The organism is Pyrobaculum calidifontis JCM 11548, assembly GCF_000015805.1.
Lineage (GTDB): Archaea > Thermoproteota > Thermoprotei > Thermoproteales > Thermoproteaceae > Pyrobaculum > Pyrobaculum calidifontis.
In genome coordinates this window covers 1,298,687-1,314,381 of record NC_009073.1, presented here as the reverse complement: position 1 = coordinate 1,314,381, position 15,695 = coordinate 1,298,687, and the positions used below count along the sequence as shown (strand labels likewise).

The following is a 15,695-nucleotide window of genomic DNA, read 5'->3' as shown; positions in this document are numbered from 1 at the left end:
GCCTTATAAGCCAAGGATAGGCAACTATGAAGAAGGTGGTCGAGACAACTATGCCAATTCTAAAGCGTCAAGTAACGAGAAAAGTTGCGATAAAATTACACAGTCAAATCGCTAGCTCCCAAATAAGCCCTTCTTGACGGTAGAGACTTCCTTTAAGGCTTAGAGAAGTTAAAGTAGATATCCCCCCTCTGGCGATATCTCCTCCACCTCTCCAGTTCTAGGGTTGACTTTGAAGCCAAGGGTCTCAAGCGCGTAGACTCCCAGTAGGGGTATCGGCGTGTCTAACTCGGCCACTAGAGCAGGCCCCCTCCTGCCCTTGACCTCTACCTCGGCTAAAAACAGCCTGGTCTTAACTCTCCTCCCATTGGCGAGAGTTACCTCAACCGCGTAAGGCGTTTCGTAATGTCCAAGCTCTCGAATGAGGTCGGGCCTAAGGACAATATAAGTGGAACTAGCGTCGACAAGCATCCTGACACTTTTTGAAGACTTAACCCCGCGGACGACAACGTTGACGCAGACGAAGCCCACGGTACTATCACTGCAAAAGAAAAAATACTTTCTGGACGCAGACCTCTTGCTCCTCCAGGCTGGAGTTCGTCTTACAAAAGCTGTCCACTAGCGGCTGTGGACACTGTTTGGTCAAGCACAGCCCGGCTAGAGGACTCAGAGATGTCTCTACAACGGCATTACATATTGTAGCCGCAGTATCGCCGTTGTGAGATTTAGGCAGACTGATTCCCATTGATTTGGTGTGAGGTGTACGTGTTGGCGGTTTAAGTGCATAGGGGCGGAAGACGTAACGCCGACTTCCTCGGCATTCGTCAAGAGGCGGTCGTCGGTTAAAAACCTCTTATACTTAAATTTTTATTTATTTTATTTACAAGTTTTTTACAGTTAAAATTCTAACATATACATGGTTTCTAAATTTAAATGTAAAAGAGGAACATTTATTGACAGACTTTTTAGCCGCACATGAGGCGGGCCTATCTTGCGGTAGTAGTGGTCATGGCCCTATTAGCTTTTTCCCTCTTGACCATGTCCCCCTTGGCTCCCCCGCCGAGTTCTGCCACAACGCCAGCCCCCACTTCCGCGGCGGTCAGTCAGACGCAATCCTCTGCGCAAGCCGCCGCCTGTGGCGGCTCGGTGATTGGCTATGTGGCGCCGACGCTTGTGAGAGTAGTGAAAGACGCGGCTAGGGAGGCCGGTCTCTCCGTGGAGGGGATACAGTCGGTGGGCTCCTTGGAGGGACTCAGGAGGATTCAGCAGGGCAGTGTCCCGGATGTCTACGCCTCCGTGGACATAGAGCTCGCCGCCGATGTGAAAGACGCCAGGCAGATCTACTCCCTGGGGCGGTTCAAGCTGGCCTTGGCCTGTGCCAGGCCCATAGCATCTGTGAGCGACCTGCGGGGGGCAAAGACGGCCTTGGCAGACCCCAACAAGGCGCCCATTGGATATAGGGAACTGGCCGTTGCATACATGCTCAAGAAGGGGGGCGTGGCGGACCTCACGGCGAGGTATGAGGCTTTGGGCATAAGGTTTGTAGACACTGCGGTGGGCTTCAACGTCACTGTGCCAACGGCCTTGTTCTCTACGGCGGAGGTCAAGGTGGCTCCCAGCCTCGACGGGAGCTGGAGCATGTTTGAGACTGGGCAAGTGGACTGCGTCTTCGCCTACCTGCCCTTCATCCTTGGCAAAGGCGTGGAGCTTAAGCCCGCGGGGGCGTCCGCCGAGCTTTGGGAAGTCTACGTAGGCGACTACGGCCGGGGCCAGTTCTACGTCTACGTCTTCAAGCCTCCCTATGACTTTTTCCAAGACCCGCCGCTCGCCATATATGTAAACTTCGTGGACCCCTCTGGTAGAGTGGTCAGGGCCGTGCGCGTGGGCCGCTTCGAGGCCTTTGTGGCGTCTTTTACCGAGAGGGGTGACTGCGTGGTGGAGGCGTTGAAGAAGATGGACTTGGCCAAGTACGGCTTTGTCAAATGATGGACGCCGTGAAGGCTGTCGCCGCCTCCACCGCCGCCCTCCTGGCGCTCCTCCTCTTAGCCCTCCCCCTGTTCTTTCTCTCTGCGCCTCCGCCGGGGTTTGTGGAGAGCTTCCTCTTCACGGCCGCGGCCTCGGCGGCTGCGGCGGGCGGCTCTCTTCTGCCGGGCCTTGCGGTGGCTATGGCGGCTAGGAGGGGCGGTGCTTGGGGGGCCTTGGGCATGGTCCTCTACGTCCCGGCGCTTGTCCCGCCGACGTCTGTGGGAGTGCTCCTCCTCGCCGCCTTCTCCACGCCCCGCCTCCTCTGCGGCGACTGCCCCCTCTCGCAGTTCGTCTCCGCGTGGGTGGTGAACCAGCCGCTCGGCGTCTTCTTGGCCATGTGGGTCATGGCGCTCCCCGTGGCCTTCTCCATATACGACGGCGCCTTGAGGGAGGAGAGGGCTGAGGCCTTTTTCCGGTCGCTGGGCTTCTCCGGCCTTAGGCTCCTGGTGCTCACGGCCATGTCGCTGAGGGAGGCCACCCTCTCGGCGGCTCTCTTCGCATGGCTGAGGGGCTTCGGCGAGCTGGGGGTGCTCCTAATATTCGCCAACTACCCATACGCCGCCTCTATCTACATCTACAACGCCTGGCTCATCTACGGCGTCGGCCCGGCCATAGGGGCCTCCCTGGCCGTTGTAGTAACAGCGCTGGCGGTGGGCTACGCGGCGAGGCGATGGCTCTCGAGGTAGAGGGCCTCGAGGCTAGGCGGGGGCGCTTCCGCCTCTACGTGGAGAGGCTAGTGGTAAACTCCGTGGTGGCTGTGGTGGGGAGAAACGGCAGCGGAAAGACCACGTTGCTGGACGCTATCGCCGGCTTCATAGAGGCGAGGGGCCGCATAGTGGCCTGCGGCCGCGACGTGTCCCACCTCCCGCCCCACAGGCGGGGCCTAGCGTATGTCCAGTCCACCCCCATAGACCCCCCGCAGAGGGTGGGGGCATTCCTCCGCGCGGTGGCCCGTCTACATGGCACAGAGGGCCTTGTGGACGAGGTGGCGAGCCGCCTCGGCATATCCCACCTCTTGGACAGGGGGAGGGGCCTATCCACTGGGCAAAAGCAGCTAGTCAACCTAGCGGCGGCCCTTCTGGCGCGGCCATGCGCCTTCCTCATGGACGAGCCCACCTCCCACCTAGACTGGGTCAACAAAAGGGCCTTCAACGACGTGGTGAAGAGGCTGGGGGTGCCCACTCTCTACGTGACTCACGACCCCCTCGAGGCACTCTACGTGGCCGACGTGTTGTGCGTAATGGAGGAGGGCCGTCTGACTAAGTGCGTGGAGAAGCCCACGGACGCCGCCTCTGCCTACAGAGCCGCCGAGGAGTTCGCCCTCAAGTTGTTTAAGGGGGTCTTTTAAACAGTTTTATAATTATCTAAAGTTTTAAATCGAGTTTTGAAGGTTTATATATGCAAGTTGATATATGTCCATGGGTCTAAGGACTGGGGATCAATACGTGGAGGGCATAAAGACGAGGAATAAGGCGAAGATTTATGTACTCGGCAAGCGCGTGCACGACGTTACTACAAACCTGTTTCTAAAGCCCTCCGTCCTCTCCTTCAAGGCCACCTTCGACGCTGCGTTTGAGGAAGACACCCGCGACTTGGCCAGAGTATACAGCCCCTTCGCGGGGGAGGAGGTGAACCGCTTCAACTCCATACACATGGGGCCCCAAGACTTGGTGGCCAAGGTGAAGCTGTTGAGGAAGCTCTCGCACAAGACTGGGACGTGCTTCCAGAGGTGTGTGGGGTGGGACGCGTTAAACACGCTCTACATTGTCACTAAGAAGTTGGCAGAGAAGGAGGGGAAGGGCATCTACTACAAGAACTTCATCAAATACCTGGAGTACGTCCAGAGGCGGGACTTGGCCCTTGCGGGAGCGATGACAGACGTGAAGGGGGTTAGGCCGCTAAAGCCCAGCGAGCAGCCTAACCCAGACGCCTATGTGAGAGTGGTGGAGGAGAGAGACGACGGGATCGTGGTCAGAGGGGCTAAGGCAAACATCACGGGGATCGCCGTGGTGGACGAGGTCGTCGTCATGCCCACTAGGGCGATGACGGAGAAGGACGAGGTCTACGCCATATCCTTCGCCATTCCCCTTGACACGGAGGGGGTGACTGTGGTCGTCGGGAGGCAGTTGAACGATGCCAGGAGGCTTGAGGAGGGGGAGATCGACGGCTTGCCCTATATGTTCAACCACGAGGGGCTCTTGATACTCGAGGACGTGTATGTGCCTTGGGACAGGGTGTTTATGTACAGAGAGTGGAAGTGGGCGGGGGTGCTCGTCGAGGTCTTCTCGGCCTACCACCGCCAGGGCTATGCGGGCTGTAAGTCCGGCCTAGGCGACGTGATCATCGGCGCGGCGTACAACTTGGCTAAGCAGATCGGCGTCGCCGACAAGCCCCACGTGAGGGAGAAGCTCACCGAGATGGTGTTTCTCAACGAGACTATGTACTCCGCCGGGCTGGCGGCCAGCTGGGAGGGGAAGAAGCTTGTGGAGGGAGACGGGGGCTGGTGGGTCAACCCCATGTACGCCAACGTCACTAAGCACTTGGTCACGAGGTTCCCCTACGAGGTGTCTAGGCTGGCTCACGACATTGCCGGGGGTCTTTTGGGCACGGCCCCCAGCGAGTTTGACCTTAAGAACGAGGAGGTGGGAAAGCTGGTGGCCAAGTACCTCCAGGGGGTCCCCGAGTTCACCGCCGAGGACAGGCTCAGGATGTTGAGGCTGTTGGAGAACACCAGCATAAGCGTGGCGTACCTAGTGGAGTCTGTCCACGGCGCCGGTAGCCCCCAGGCGCAGAGGATATCCATGGAGAGGATATACGACTTCTACACAGTGGAGAAGATAGCCAAGTCGCTGGCGAGGATGGGCCAGAGAAAGGCAGACCCACGGGTGGAGCCTCACAAGCCGACGGACAGCGAAAAGGCATGAGAGTGGCCGCCTTTGCCTCAAGACCCCCCATCACGGCTGAGGCCGATATATCTATCAGAGAGGCGGCTAGGATAATGGCCGAGAGGAGGATTGGCCTACTCGTATTGACCAAGGGGGGAGAGCTCTACGGCGTAGTGTCGGAGCGGGACATTGTGAGGGCAGTAGCGGAGGGTGTAGACGTGGAGAAGCCCGCCTCCTCCATAGCCACGACGAGAATTGTGACAGTGGACGCCGACGCCGATATAAGCGAGGCCGCTGAGCTGTTTAGGCGCCACGGCATCCGCCACTTGGTGGTCACTAAGGGCGGGGAGCTCTACGGCGTCTTGTCTATACGCGACTTAGTGCGCGAGAGAGAGGTGCTACGGCACGTGGCCGACACCTTTGCACCGGCCTTCGACTACGTACTGCCCAGCGGGGATTAGCAGAGTTGCCTCCTCCTATTGGGCTCGAGGAGGTCTCTCACGGATATAACCCCCACGAATTTGCCCCGTTCTACTACCACCAAGTGGCGGATGTTGTACATCCACATGAGGTCCGCGGCGCGGGACAGGGGCTCCTCCGCCTCAACGGTGACTAGGTCTGTGGACATGAAGGCCTCCACTGGGGTAGATAGGGGCATCTTGGCGCTTATGGCTTTTACAATGTCTCGCTCAGACAGTATGCCGATGGGCTTGTCAGGGCTTGAGGGGTCTACCACCACCACGGCCCCCACGCCGTGGCTTGTCAACGCCTCAGCCGCCTCCAGCAGAGTGGCGGTGGGCGGCACCGTGACGGGGGGCTTCCTAATGAGGTCTCTCACCTTCATTCCTCCGGCGGCGGCCACCATACCTTGTCCCCGAGCGCTTTAAGGGCAGCGTCCTCTAGAAAGTCTCTAATGGACAAGACTCCCACGAGCTTCCCCTCCTTGTCCACAACTAAGAGGTGTCTCACCCGCCTTTCCCTCATCTTTTTCAACACCTCGTACTCGTCGTCCTCTGGAGAGGCTGTGAGGAGGTTGGAAGTTGTGCCAACCTCGACCACTCTGGCCCCCAGCGCCCGCCTAGCCACTGCCTTAACCACGTCTCTCTCAGTGATAATGCCCACGGGCCTGCCCCCCTCATCCACAATGGCTAGAGATCCCACGCCCTTCTCGGCCATCAACGCCGCCGCCTCTTCGACGGTGGCGTCTCTGCCTATTGTAATAGGCGGCCTCTTGATATAGTTCTTAATCATGTCCTTGTGTATCTTCCTGTTTATATAAATTATCCTAGGAATTTGCGGTATTTGCCCAATGCTATTATGTTGGCCTCGTTTCTAGGCATTCTCAAGAGCGTTGCATAGGCGGGGTTGGGCCTCGCCTCAAGCCCCAGGTAGTCCGCCAACTCAACCACTGCCTTGACAATTTCACCGTCGAGGTACTTCTCAGCCGTGGCCCTGTCGAAGAACTCTAGGTCGTATTCAAGCTCCTTGAGGTAGGTGGGGAGGACCTTCAGCACTAGGTCTAGCTTGTCGCTCTTGGCGAGTTCCAGGAGGTAGGGCGCGTCGAGGAGAGTGGGCGGGAGCCCCGTGGCGTACCACGCGGAGGTGTATACGATGGCCCTGGGCATGTTGACCACTCTCTCTCCTCCAGTCAGCGTCCTGCCATAGGCCGTCCAGCTGACTCTGTCCCTAGTGGAGGGCACTAGGCGGGCCACCTCTATCACCTTGTCGGCGTACTTCATCACAAGGGCGCGATACCTCGCCGAAGCCTCTTGCACTATGTGCAACACCTCGTCCGGCGCCCTTTGCCTAGGCGCGCAACAGCCGTTTAAAATGGCCTCTCTCACCTTCAAAAACTCCTCCAGTGCCACGTCGTACCTCACCGCTGACTGGATAGTGGCCGTGTAGTAGCCCGCGTACTGCACCACTTCCATGGGCGCGAGGCGGGGGTTGTTGAGCCCGCCCCTAAACGGCGGCGAGCCCATCCCAAGGATAGGCCTAATCCTCAGCCCAAGCTCCGACTCCACGTCGCCGAGTCTGGAGAGCGTGTAGGCAATGGCCAGCGCAGAGGCGAGGTGGCCGTGCTTAACGGCGGAGTCCGACTTGCCCAAGAAGAGCCTCACCTCCCTCACCTCCTCCCCTTTAAACACCTCGCCCAACAACGCCTTCGCCTTGAGTTGCACGAAGGCGTCTTCGAAGAGGGGTATGACCTCTATATTTCCCACGTCTACCTTGGCCTCCGCCTTGTAGTCCTCCACCTTCCGCTTCAGCATGCGCCTAACGAGGGACATGGTCTCCACATCTTCAACCATGGGCAACACCACCCACTTCACCGCCCTCACCCCCATGTACTTCACAGAGAAGTAATTAGCCACCACCGCCGCCTCCAGAGCCAGCATAGCTCTGTCAAACTCCTCGAGGCGGGGGTTGGGCAACCTCACAGTAATTACAAACTTTTCGCCTAGCGGAAGCTCGCTCTTAGCCGCCTTCATTACCACCTCCTTAGGCTGAGAGTACGGCGTAGCCTTCCCCTCGTAGTCTACCATGACCTCGTCGCATCCATACGCGGTAAATGCCACAATGGCCTCGTCTACCTCCTCCGCGGCCGTGATTTTCACAGTGGTGTCGGGGTGCTGAGTACACATAAGACGCGGTATAGGCATATATATCGCAACACGGGGGTATATAACTCTTTACATCCTCTACAGTGATCTATACTTTAACTAAATTATAATTACATAGTCTATTTAGAGTTTTAACAAAGTTTATAACTGGCTTCCCTCTGGCGCACATGCGGGCGGCTGTGCTACATACATACAACACCCCCCTCAAGGTGGAAGAGGTGGAAGTGGAAAAGCCAAGGGACGGCGAGGCTAGGCTGAGGGTGCTCTCGGCGGGGGTCTGCCACAGCGACCTCTACGTCTTGGAGGGCGCCACGCCTGTTCCCCCGCCTCTTGTGCCCGGCCACGAGGCTGTCGCAGTGGTGGAGGAGGTGGGGCCCGGCGTCGAAAGCGTGGCCCCAGGCGACGTGGTGGTGACCTCCTTCATATGGCCCTGCGGGAGGTGTAGAAACTGCGCGAGGGGCCTTGAGAACCTATGCGAAAGGTTCGCAGAGGTGAGGCTCAAGGGGGTGATGCTGGATGGGACGACAAGGCTTCGCCTAAACGGCCAGCCTCTCAGGGTGTTCCTCGGGGGCCTTTGGGCAGAGGAGGCGGTGGTGCCCGCCACGGCCTTGGCCAAGTTGCCCAAGTCTCTCCACGGCAGGCCCGAGATGGCCATGCTTGGGTGCGCCTTTTCCACCGCCTACGGCGCAGTGGTTAACTCGGGCTCTGTAGCGCCGGGGGACACGGTGGTGGTGATAGGCACCGGGGGCGTCGGGCTGGCGACGGTGCAGGTGGCCAAGGCGGTGGGGGCGAGGGTGATCGCAGTAGGGAGGAACCCGGAGAAGCTGAAGTTGGCCAAGGAGCTGGGGGCAGAGGTAGTCAACACGAGGGAGGTGGACTTGGTGAAGGCTGTAAAAGACCTCACAGGGGGCAGGGGCGCGGACGTGGTGGTAGAGGCGGTGGGTAGTGAGGAGACTGTGGAGGCGGCAGTGGAGGCGGCGGCGGCAGGGGGGAGGGTGGTGTTGGTGGGCTTAATGGCCGTTGGGAAGAAGGCCCCGCTCCACGTGGCCAGGGTGGTCCGCGGGGGCATAGCTGTGGTGGGTAGCTACGGGGCGAGGCCCCGGGTGGACTTGCCCAAGGTGATTTCGCTTGTGGAGAAGGGCCTCCTTAGGCCGGACCTCTTGGCTAAGGACTTCTACAAGCTTGACCAGATAAACGAGGCGGTTGAGGCTCTGCGGAGCGGCCGGTCTATAAGGCCCATAGTGCTCATGCGCTAGTCCAAGAGCCTGGCGGCTGAGACGAGGGGGTGCCAGACGGGGCCTGTGTGGGGCATGTAGGAGTATTCTGCCAAGATCACCTCCTCGACGGGTCTCCCTATCAGCTGCGCGGCGAAGTCCACCACGGCCGCCACGTAGGGCGAGAAGCCCACCACCTCCACCCCTATCAAGACCCCCCTCGACGCCACGGCCTTTACGTAGATCTCCCTCGCGTCGGGCATAAAGGCCGCTTTGTCGCTGGTCTTGACAACGGCAGACGTTGCGCCTATGCCGTACTGCCTGGCCTCAGCCTCCCCCAGCCCCGCCTTGCCGATGTACATGTCAAAGAACTTAGTCACGGCCGCCCCCACCACAGGCGGAAACCTCACCCTCTTCTCCCCGGCCCCCGCGTTGTACCCAGCCACGTAGCCCATCTTGTTGGCGTAGGGGGCGAGGGGCATCCAAGTCCGCCGACCGGTGACCTTGTGAACCACCTCGGCCACGTCGCCCGCGGCGTATACCCCGGGGACTGAGGTCTCTAGAAACTCGTCTGTCCACACGGCACCAGTCTCCCCCAGCCTGGCGCCGAGCGCCTTGGCCAACTCCACGTTGGGCCTAACCCCAGTGGCCAACACCACCGCGTCTGTCTCCACGGAGCCCCCAGTGGTCTCCACTCTCTCCACCCTGCCCCTACCCACTATCCTCGTCAGCGTCTCCCCCAGCCTAAGCTGCCCGCCCCTCGCCGCTATGTACTGCTCCACGAGCCTCGCCATGTCCTCGTCCAACATCTTGTTCAAAATCCACCTCCCCGACTCTAGGAGCACCACATCCTTGCCCCCTGCCAGGAGGACCTCCGCCATCTCAAGCCCAATGTACCCCCCGCCCACCACTACCACCCTCCGCGCAGGTTGCAAGGCCTTCTTTATGGCCTCCGCCTCGGCGGGATGGCGCACCACTTGGACTCCCTCAAGCTCGACGCCCTCCACCTGTGGAACCCTCGGGCTGGCCCCAGTGGCTATGATCATGGCGTCCCACTCCAACGCCCCGCTCACCGCACCGCTCAGCCTGAGTCTGCCGCCTTCGCCTACCTCGGCCTTGGTGTTGGTATACACAACAACGCCCTTCTCCCTTGCGAACTGCTCGGCGGTGTATATATACAGCCTCGCGGCCTGTGCGATGGCGTAGGGAACGGCACAGGGGGCGTGGGTAACGTAGGGCCCCGCCTCTACTAACACCACCTCGGCCCCTGGGTTCACCCTCTTAGCCTTGGCCGCAGCGGTGGCCCCCGCCGCCCCGCCCCCCACTACCACAATTCTCTTGGCCATGAAAGCGCCTGTGGAATGATATAAATCTATTTTTCTAAATTATCTACTTTCAAAATCAACAATAAGATCTTTAATTATATTTTTGTCTGATATAGGCTCTATGTATATATTGGTGGTCCCCAAGTCCATTAGCTTCACTGTACAGGCAAGGGCTGGCTTGCCGTTGATCTTGACGGCACATGCGCCGCAGACCCCCATTCTACATGCGTAGCGGAAGGATAGGGAGCCGTCTAAGTCCTCTCTTATGTTTATGAGGACGTCAAGCATAGTGGCCCTGGGGTCTGCGTCCACGTGGTAGACTTGGTCGTAGCTCACGCCGTCTTTTCTTCGCCGGATTGCCACTCGGATCCTCATACTAATACGCCCTAACCTCGGGCGGCCACTTGTCCACCTTCACCGGTGCGTAGTAGACGCCGAACCCCTCTCCCACTTTGTGCACTAGGGTGTGCTTAAGCCAAGTCTTGTCGTCTCTCTGCGGGTGGTCCACCCTGTAGTGGGCGCCCCTCGACTCCCTCCTAAAGTAGGCGCCTAGGAGCACAGCGTGGGCGGCCAGGAGCATGCCGTCAAGCTCCACCATCTCCCTTAGCTCCATGTTGTATATTCTGCCAGTGTCGTGCAAGTTGACCTCTTTAAAGGCCGAGATGAGCTTCGCCACCTCCGAAAGGGCCTGCGCCAGCGCCGACTCCTCCCTAATGATGCCTGCCCCCTTGTGCATGGCGTTTTGAAGCGCAGACCTAATGGCCGCGGCTGAGGTGCCCCCCACCTCCTTCCTCCCCAGCTTGTAGAAGACCCTATTCTCCTCTCTCTCGACCAGCGCCTTGACCGCGCCGTCTGCCTCCCCCTCCCCCCGCCCCTTGGCGTACTCAGCCGCCTGCTCTCCGGCCAGCCTGCCCCACACCGCGCACTCGGCGAGGGAGTTGGAGCCTAGGCGGTTTGCGCCGTGTACGCTCACCGCCGCGGCCTCGCCGGCGGCCCACAGCCCCCTAACCCACTCCCCGCTCACGGTCAAAACTCTGCCGTAGAGGTCTGTGTGTATGCCGCCCATGAAGTAGTGCACCGCGGGGGCCACGGGGATGAGCTCTGTGAAGGGGTCCACCCCCGCGTAGGTCTTGGAGAGCTCTAGGAGGAGGGGGAGCCGCTCCTTTACCCTGGCTGGGTCTAGGTGGCGGACGTCGAGCCCGACGTAGCAGGTCCCGTCGCGCCAGGTGAAGCCCCTCCCCGACATGCACTCCATGGCTATTGCCCTGGCTATTACGTCTCTGGGGGCCAGCTCCATCTTCTGCGGCGCGTACCTCCTCATGAACCTCTCGCCGTACTTGTTCACGAGGTAGGCCCCCTCGGCCCGGGCCGCCTCGCTGATCAAGATTCCGCTGGGGACGAGAGCCGTGGGGTGCCATTGGACAAACTCCATGTCTTTCAACGCTATGCCCTCCCGGAGGGCGAAGCCGTACACCTCCCCAGTGTTTAAGTAGCCCATGGTGGTGAGCTTGAACATCCGGCCGCCGCCCCCCGTGGCTATTACCCCGGCCTTGGCCTTGAAGAACTTGAACTCCCCCCTCCTCATGTCTAGAGCAGTAACGCCGTAGAATACGTTGTGTTTAACCACCAGCTTGGTCACCAGGTGCTCTTCGTAGAAGGCGATGTTGGAGAAAGACTTGGCGTGCTTGTACAAGGCGGTTAGTATGTAGAAGCCGGTCTTGTCTTTTACAAAGAGGGTTCTGGGCTTGCTCATCCCCCCGAAGAGCCTGAGGGAGAAGGTCCCGTCCGAGTCCTTATTCCAGGGGACCCCTATCTTGTACAAGAAAAGGGCCTCGGACGGCGCCTCTTGGGCGAGCAACATGGCCGCGTCTTGGTCCACGAGGAAGTCGCCGCCTTTCACAGTGTCGTAGGCGTGGAGGTGCGGCGTGTCTCCAGTCTTCTCTGGGTGCACCACGGCTGCCATGCCGCCCTCGGCTGAGATGGTGTGAGACCGGGGCCCCGCCACCTTGGTGACTACGCAGATGGAGAGCTTCTCGCTAGCCGCCGCGGCGGCCACGGCGGCCCGCAGGCCCGCCAGTCCCGAGCCCACCACCACTACGTCGCAAGATAATACTTCCATGCTTTGACGATTTGTATGACCATATTTTAAGGTTTATCTAAATTATTATAAAGAAACGAAAATTGTAATTACCTATAACAGTAAAAGTTAGGCCAGGCTCCTCCTTGTCTAACATTTATAATTTTAGATAATTACAAAGTTAGTTAATAGACAAAAATTTCGGAAAATCTTAAATAGGTGGCTACACGCCTTTTCAATGTCTAGCAAAGAAGTGGTGGTCTACAACCCTGCCACTGGGGAGGTGATAGCCGTTCTAAGCTCCGCCTCGCGGGAAGACGTGAAAAACGCCGTGGATGAGGCTGAGAGGGCTTTCCACAAGTGGGCAGCCCTGCCGCTTAGGGAGAGAACCCGCCTCTTGCGCAAGGCCGCGGAGTACATGGAGCTCGCCTTCGACGAGCTGTTGAAGACCTTGGTGGCGGAGTCGGGCAAGCCCATCCGCGACGCGAGGGCGGAGCTTTGGAGGGCTATTGAGATTGTGCGGGCCAGCGCTGAGGAGGCTAGGCACGTGCTTGAGGGCTCCTCCCCCAGGGTAGACGCCTACGACTACCCGCCGGGCAACGAGTCTCGCCTCGTGGTAGAGAGGAGGGAGCCCATTGGAGTAGTGGCCGGGGCGCTGAGTTACAACAACCCCGCCTCCACCTTTGCCCACAAGGTGGCGCCGGTGGTGGCCGCTGGGAACACCGCGGTGGTGAAGCCCTCCACTCACACGCCGCTGACGGCCCTGAGGCTGTACGACGTGTTTAAAAAGGCCGGCTTCCCCGACGGCGTTGTAAACGTGGTTGTGGGCAGTGGGGAGGAGGTGTTCAACGAGCTACTGGAGAACTCCAAGGTGGCGGCCATATCTTTTACGGGCAGCACGGCGGTGGGGTTGCAGGTGGCGGCCAAGGCGGCGGGGAGGGGGAAGAAGTACATGATTGCCCCCAGCGGCTCCGACCCGGCCATAGTGTTCAAAGACGCCGACTTGGCCAAGGCCGCGGCGACGGTGGTTAGGGCCAGGTTTGAAAACGCTGGCCAAAACTGCAACGCCACTAAGCGGGTCTACGTAGAGAGGGAGGTGTACGACGAGTTTGTGAAACTGGTGGTGGAGAAGACGGCGGCGCTGAGGGTGGGGGACCCCATGGAGGAGGCCACGGACATGGGGCCCTTGATCTCTGAGAAGATGGTGAAGGCCATGGAGGGCTTCGTGGCCGACGCGGTGTCTAAAGGCGCCAAGGTCCTCCTGGGGGGGAAGAGGATGGAGAGGAGGGGCTTCTTCTTCGAGCCCACTCTCCTCCAAGTCCTCAACGGCAGAGAAGACATGAGGGTTCTGAAGGAGGAGGTGTTCGGCCCCGTCTTGCCCATAGTCCCCTTCGAGGGGGAGGAGGAGGCAGTGGAGTTGGCCAACTCCACTCAGTACGGCCTACAGGCGGCGGTCTTCACCTCGGACTATAGAAAGGCCCTTAGAGTGGCGTCCGCAATAAGGGCGGGGGCTGTGATGATCAACGACTCAACCCGCGTGCGCTTCGACGCCCTGCCCTACGGGGGAGTGAAGTACTCTGGCTTCGGCTGGAGGGAGGGGGTGCGGTCCACCATGTACTACTTCACCGAGCCTAAGTACTACGTCTTGGGGCTGTAGCATGTCTAAAGAGTTCCTCGAGCTCTACCAAGAGTCGTTGAAGGACCCGATTGGGTTCTGGGAGAGGCAGGCCGCTAAGCTGTACTGGAGGGCCAAGTGGGAGAAGACGTACGACGACTCCAACCCGCCGTTTTACAAGTGGTTTGTGGGCGGGGAGACCAACATCACGTACAACGCCCTTGACCGCCACGTGAGAGAGGGGAGGGCGAACAAGGCCGCCCTCATCTGGGTCTCCTCCAGCGGCCAGACCAGGGTGCTGAGGTACTGGGACCTCTACCGCGAGGTAAACCGCTTTGCCACTCTGCTTAGGATGAGGGGCGTGGAGCGTGGGGACAGAGTCGTGATTTACATGCCCATGATTCCGGAGGCCATGGTGGCCATGCTAGCCGTAAGTAGAATAGGCGCTGTGCACACGGTGGTGTTCTCGGGCTTTGGGGCCCAGGCGCTGGCGGATAGGATAAGAGACGCCGAGGCCAAGCTCGTCATCACCGCCGACGGCATGACTAGGCGCGGTAAAGTGATTCCGCTTAAGCCCACGGTGGACGAGGCCTTGGCCATCGCGGGGCTAGACGCCGAGGTGGTGGTGTATAGGCACGTGGGCGTCGGCGTGCCGATGAGGGAGGGGAGGGACTTCTGGTGGCAGGAGGAGATGAAGTCTATTCCGCTCAACGCCTACACTGAGCCTGAGTGGGTGGCCGGCGACGAGCCCCTCTTTATACTCTACACCTCGGGCACCACGGGGAAGCCCAAGGGCATTCTCCACCTCCACGGGGCCTACATGGTGTGGGTGTGGTACGCCTTCAGCCACCTGGTGGGGGCCGAGAGGGAGTTTAGAGACGACATCGTCTTCTTCTCCACCGCCGACATTGGGTGGATCTCGGGCCACCACTACGGCGTACACGGCCCGCTCCTCAACGGGCTGACGGTGCTCTGGTACGACGACGCGCCGGACTACCCGCACCCGGGCATCTGGTGGGAGATAGTGGACGCCTACAAGGTGACTCACATCCTCTTCTCCCCCACCGCCATCCGCCTCTTGATGAAATACGGAGACGAGTGGCCGCGGAGGTACAGCTTGGACACCCTAATGGCGGCTTATCCCACTGGCGAGGTCCTCAACGAGGAGGCGTACAAGTGGCTTGTGACCAACGTGTGCAAGAGGGGGTGCCAAGTGGCGGACATCTGGGGGCAGACCGAGACCGCGTGCTTCGTCACAGCGCCCGGCTCCATGAACCTCGGGGGGTTCAGCTACAAGTACGGCTCTGTCGGCCTTCCCTACCCCACTCTCAACCTGGTGATTCTAGACGACGAGGGGAGAGAGTTGCCGAGGGGGCAGAAGGGCCACGTGGCGGTCAAGCCCCCGTTGCCCCCGGCCTTCTTGCACACCCTGTGGAGAGACCCCAAGCGCTACGTGGAGAGCTACTGGTCTAAGTTCAAGGGGTACTACCACACAGGCGACCTCGGCTACATAGACGAGGACGGCCACCTCCACATCCTAGGCCGCTCCGACGACGTGATCAAGGTGGCGGGGCACCGCCTCTCCACTAGGGAGGTGGAGGACATAGTGGCATCGCACCCCGCCGTGGCGGAGGCTGCGGTGGTGAGCATACCTGACCCAGTGAGGGGGGACGTGCTCGCCGTGTTTGTAGTGCCCAGGGCCGGGAGGCTGATAACCGAGGAGGAGGTGGTGGCGCACCTCAGGAAGAGCCTCGGCCCACTGGCCGTGGTGGGCAAGGTGGCCATTGTGGAGAAGTTGCCTAAGACTAGGACTGGGAAAGTCATGAGGAGGGTGCTCAGGGCCATGGCCATGGGGCAGCCGCTGGGCGACTTGAGCACGCTGGAGGACGCAGAGGCGATAGAACAGCTAAAGGAGAAGTTGTAGATTTTTTACTCT

General features: G+C 59.9%; 15 protein-coding genes. 8 read left to right on the top strand and 7 right to left on the bottom strand.

What is annotated here, in order from left to right; genetic code table 11:
- Positions 1-168: 168 nt before the first annotated feature.
- Positions 169-528, bottom strand: coding sequence for a retroviral-like aspartic protease family protein (locus tag PCAL_RS07440; RefSeq protein ID WP_011850078.1), 360 nt, complete (start codon positions 526-528; stop codon positions 169-171).
- 444 nt (positions 529-972) lie between these two features.
- Here PCAL_RS07440 and PCAL_RS07435 point away from each other — a divergent pair, with 444 nt between their 5' ends.
- From PCAL_RS07435 to PCAL_RS07415, 5 genes are all read left to right on the top strand, one after another.
- Positions 973-1,983, top strand: coding sequence for an ABC transporter substrate-binding protein (locus PCAL_RS07435; protein ID WP_193322610.1), 1,011 nt, complete (start codon positions 973-975; stop codon positions 1,981-1,983).
- Positions 1,983-2,708, top strand: a complete 726-nt coding sequence (locus PCAL_RS07430; RefSeq protein ID WP_193323018.1) for an ABC transporter permease family protein — start codon at positions 1,983-1,985, stop codon at positions 2,706-2,708. The genes PCAL_RS07435 and PCAL_RS07430 overlap by 1 nt, the downstream gene beginning before the upstream one ends.
- Positions 2,693-3,370 (top strand): ATP-binding cassette domain-containing protein, encoded by a 678-nt coding sequence (locus PCAL_RS07425; RefSeq protein ID WP_011850075.1) that lies wholly within the window; start codon positions 2,693-2,695, stop codon positions 3,368-3,370. Before PCAL_RS07430 ends, PCAL_RS07425 begins: the two co-directional genes overlap by 16 nt.
- A 70-nt stretch (positions 3,371-3,440) precedes the next feature.
- A complete protein-coding gene (locus tag PCAL_RS07420; protein WP_193322609.1) occupies positions 3,441-4,946 on the top strand; it encodes a 4-hydroxyphenylacetate 3-hydroxylase family protein in 1,506 nt (501 codons plus the stop codon).
- The gene (locus PCAL_RS07415) at positions 4,943-5,368 is read left to right on the top strand and encodes a CBS domain-containing protein (protein ID WP_011850073.1); all 426 of its coding nucleotides are present in this window, start codon (positions 4,943-4,945) and stop codon (positions 5,366-5,368) included. Before PCAL_RS07420 ends, PCAL_RS07415 begins: the two co-directional genes overlap by 4 nt.
- On the opposite strand, the gene PCAL_RS07410 is transcribed toward PCAL_RS07415, so the two are convergent.
- From PCAL_RS07410 to ppcA, 3 genes are read right to left on the bottom strand one after another with little or no spacing between them, the layout of a single operon-like run.
- Positions 5,365-5,751 carry a CBS domain-containing protein gene (locus tag PCAL_RS07410; RefSeq protein ID WP_226951932.1) on the bottom strand — a complete coding sequence of 129 codons (387 nt, stop codon included), beginning with the start codon at positions 5,749-5,751 and terminating at the stop codon, positions 5,365-5,367. The two genes, PCAL_RS07415 and PCAL_RS07410, sit on opposite strands and share 4 nt — an antisense overlap.
- Entirely contained in the window at positions 5,748-6,158 is a 411-nt protein-coding gene (locus tag PCAL_RS07405) for a CBS domain-containing protein (RefSeq protein WP_011850071.1), read from the bottom strand. The genes PCAL_RS07410 and PCAL_RS07405 overlap by 4 nt, the downstream gene beginning before the upstream one ends.
- 29 nt (positions 6,159-6,187) lie before the next feature.
- A complete protein-coding gene (gene ppcA / locus PCAL_RS07400; RefSeq protein WP_011850070.1) occupies positions 6,188-7,567 on the bottom strand; it encodes a phosphoenolpyruvate carboxylase in 1,380 nt (459 codons plus the stop codon).
- Between the two features lie 128 nt (positions 7,568-7,695).
- On the opposite strand from ppcA, the gene PCAL_RS07395 reads away from it, so the two are divergent.
- On the top strand, positions 7,696-8,784 hold the full coding sequence (locus PCAL_RS07395) for a zinc-binding dehydrogenase (protein ID WP_011850069.1): 1,089 nt from the start codon (positions 7,696-7,698) through the stop codon (positions 8,782-8,784).
- Here PCAL_RS07395 and PCAL_RS07390 read toward each other — a convergent pair.
- Genes PCAL_RS07390 through PCAL_RS07380 form a run of 3 tightly spaced genes read right to left on the bottom strand, consistent with a single transcriptional unit; the run spans position 8,781 to position 12,186 of the window.
- Positions 8,781-10,088: an FAD-dependent oxidoreductase gene (locus PCAL_RS07390; protein ID WP_011850068.1), complete on the bottom strand. Its 1,308-nt coding sequence runs from the start codon at positions 10,086-10,088 to the stop codon at positions 8,781-8,783. The genes PCAL_RS07395 and PCAL_RS07390 overlap by 4 nt on opposite strands.
- 39 nt (positions 10,089-10,127) lie before the next feature.
- Positions 10,128-10,403 carry a 2Fe-2S iron-sulfur cluster-binding protein gene (locus PCAL_RS07385; RefSeq protein ID WP_264317704.1) on the bottom strand — a complete coding sequence of 92 codons (276 nt, stop codon included), beginning with the start codon at positions 10,401-10,403 and terminating at the stop codon, positions 10,128-10,130.
- 40 nt (positions 10,404-10,443) lie between these two features.
- Positions 10,444-12,186: a succinate dehydrogenase/fumarate reductase flavoprotein subunit gene (locus tag PCAL_RS07380; RefSeq protein WP_011850066.1), complete on the bottom strand. Its 1,743-nt coding sequence runs from the start codon at positions 12,184-12,186 to the stop codon at positions 10,444-10,446.
- A 196-nt stretch (positions 12,187-12,382) separates the two neighbouring features.
- Between PCAL_RS07380 and PCAL_RS07375 the strand changes: the two genes are divergently transcribed.
- Both PCAL_RS07375 and PCAL_RS07370 read left to right on the top strand, forming a co-directional pair.
- Entirely contained in the window at positions 12,383-13,801 is a 1,419-nt protein-coding gene (locus PCAL_RS07375) for an aldehyde dehydrogenase family protein (RefSeq protein ID WP_011850065.1), read from the top strand.
- 1 nt (position 13,802) lies between these two features.
- Positions 13,803-15,683: an acetate--CoA ligase gene (locus tag PCAL_RS07370; protein WP_011850064.1), complete on the top strand. Its 1,881-nt coding sequence runs from the start codon at positions 13,803-13,805 to the stop codon at positions 15,681-15,683.
- The last annotated feature ends 12 nt before the right edge of the window (positions 15,684-15,695 follow it).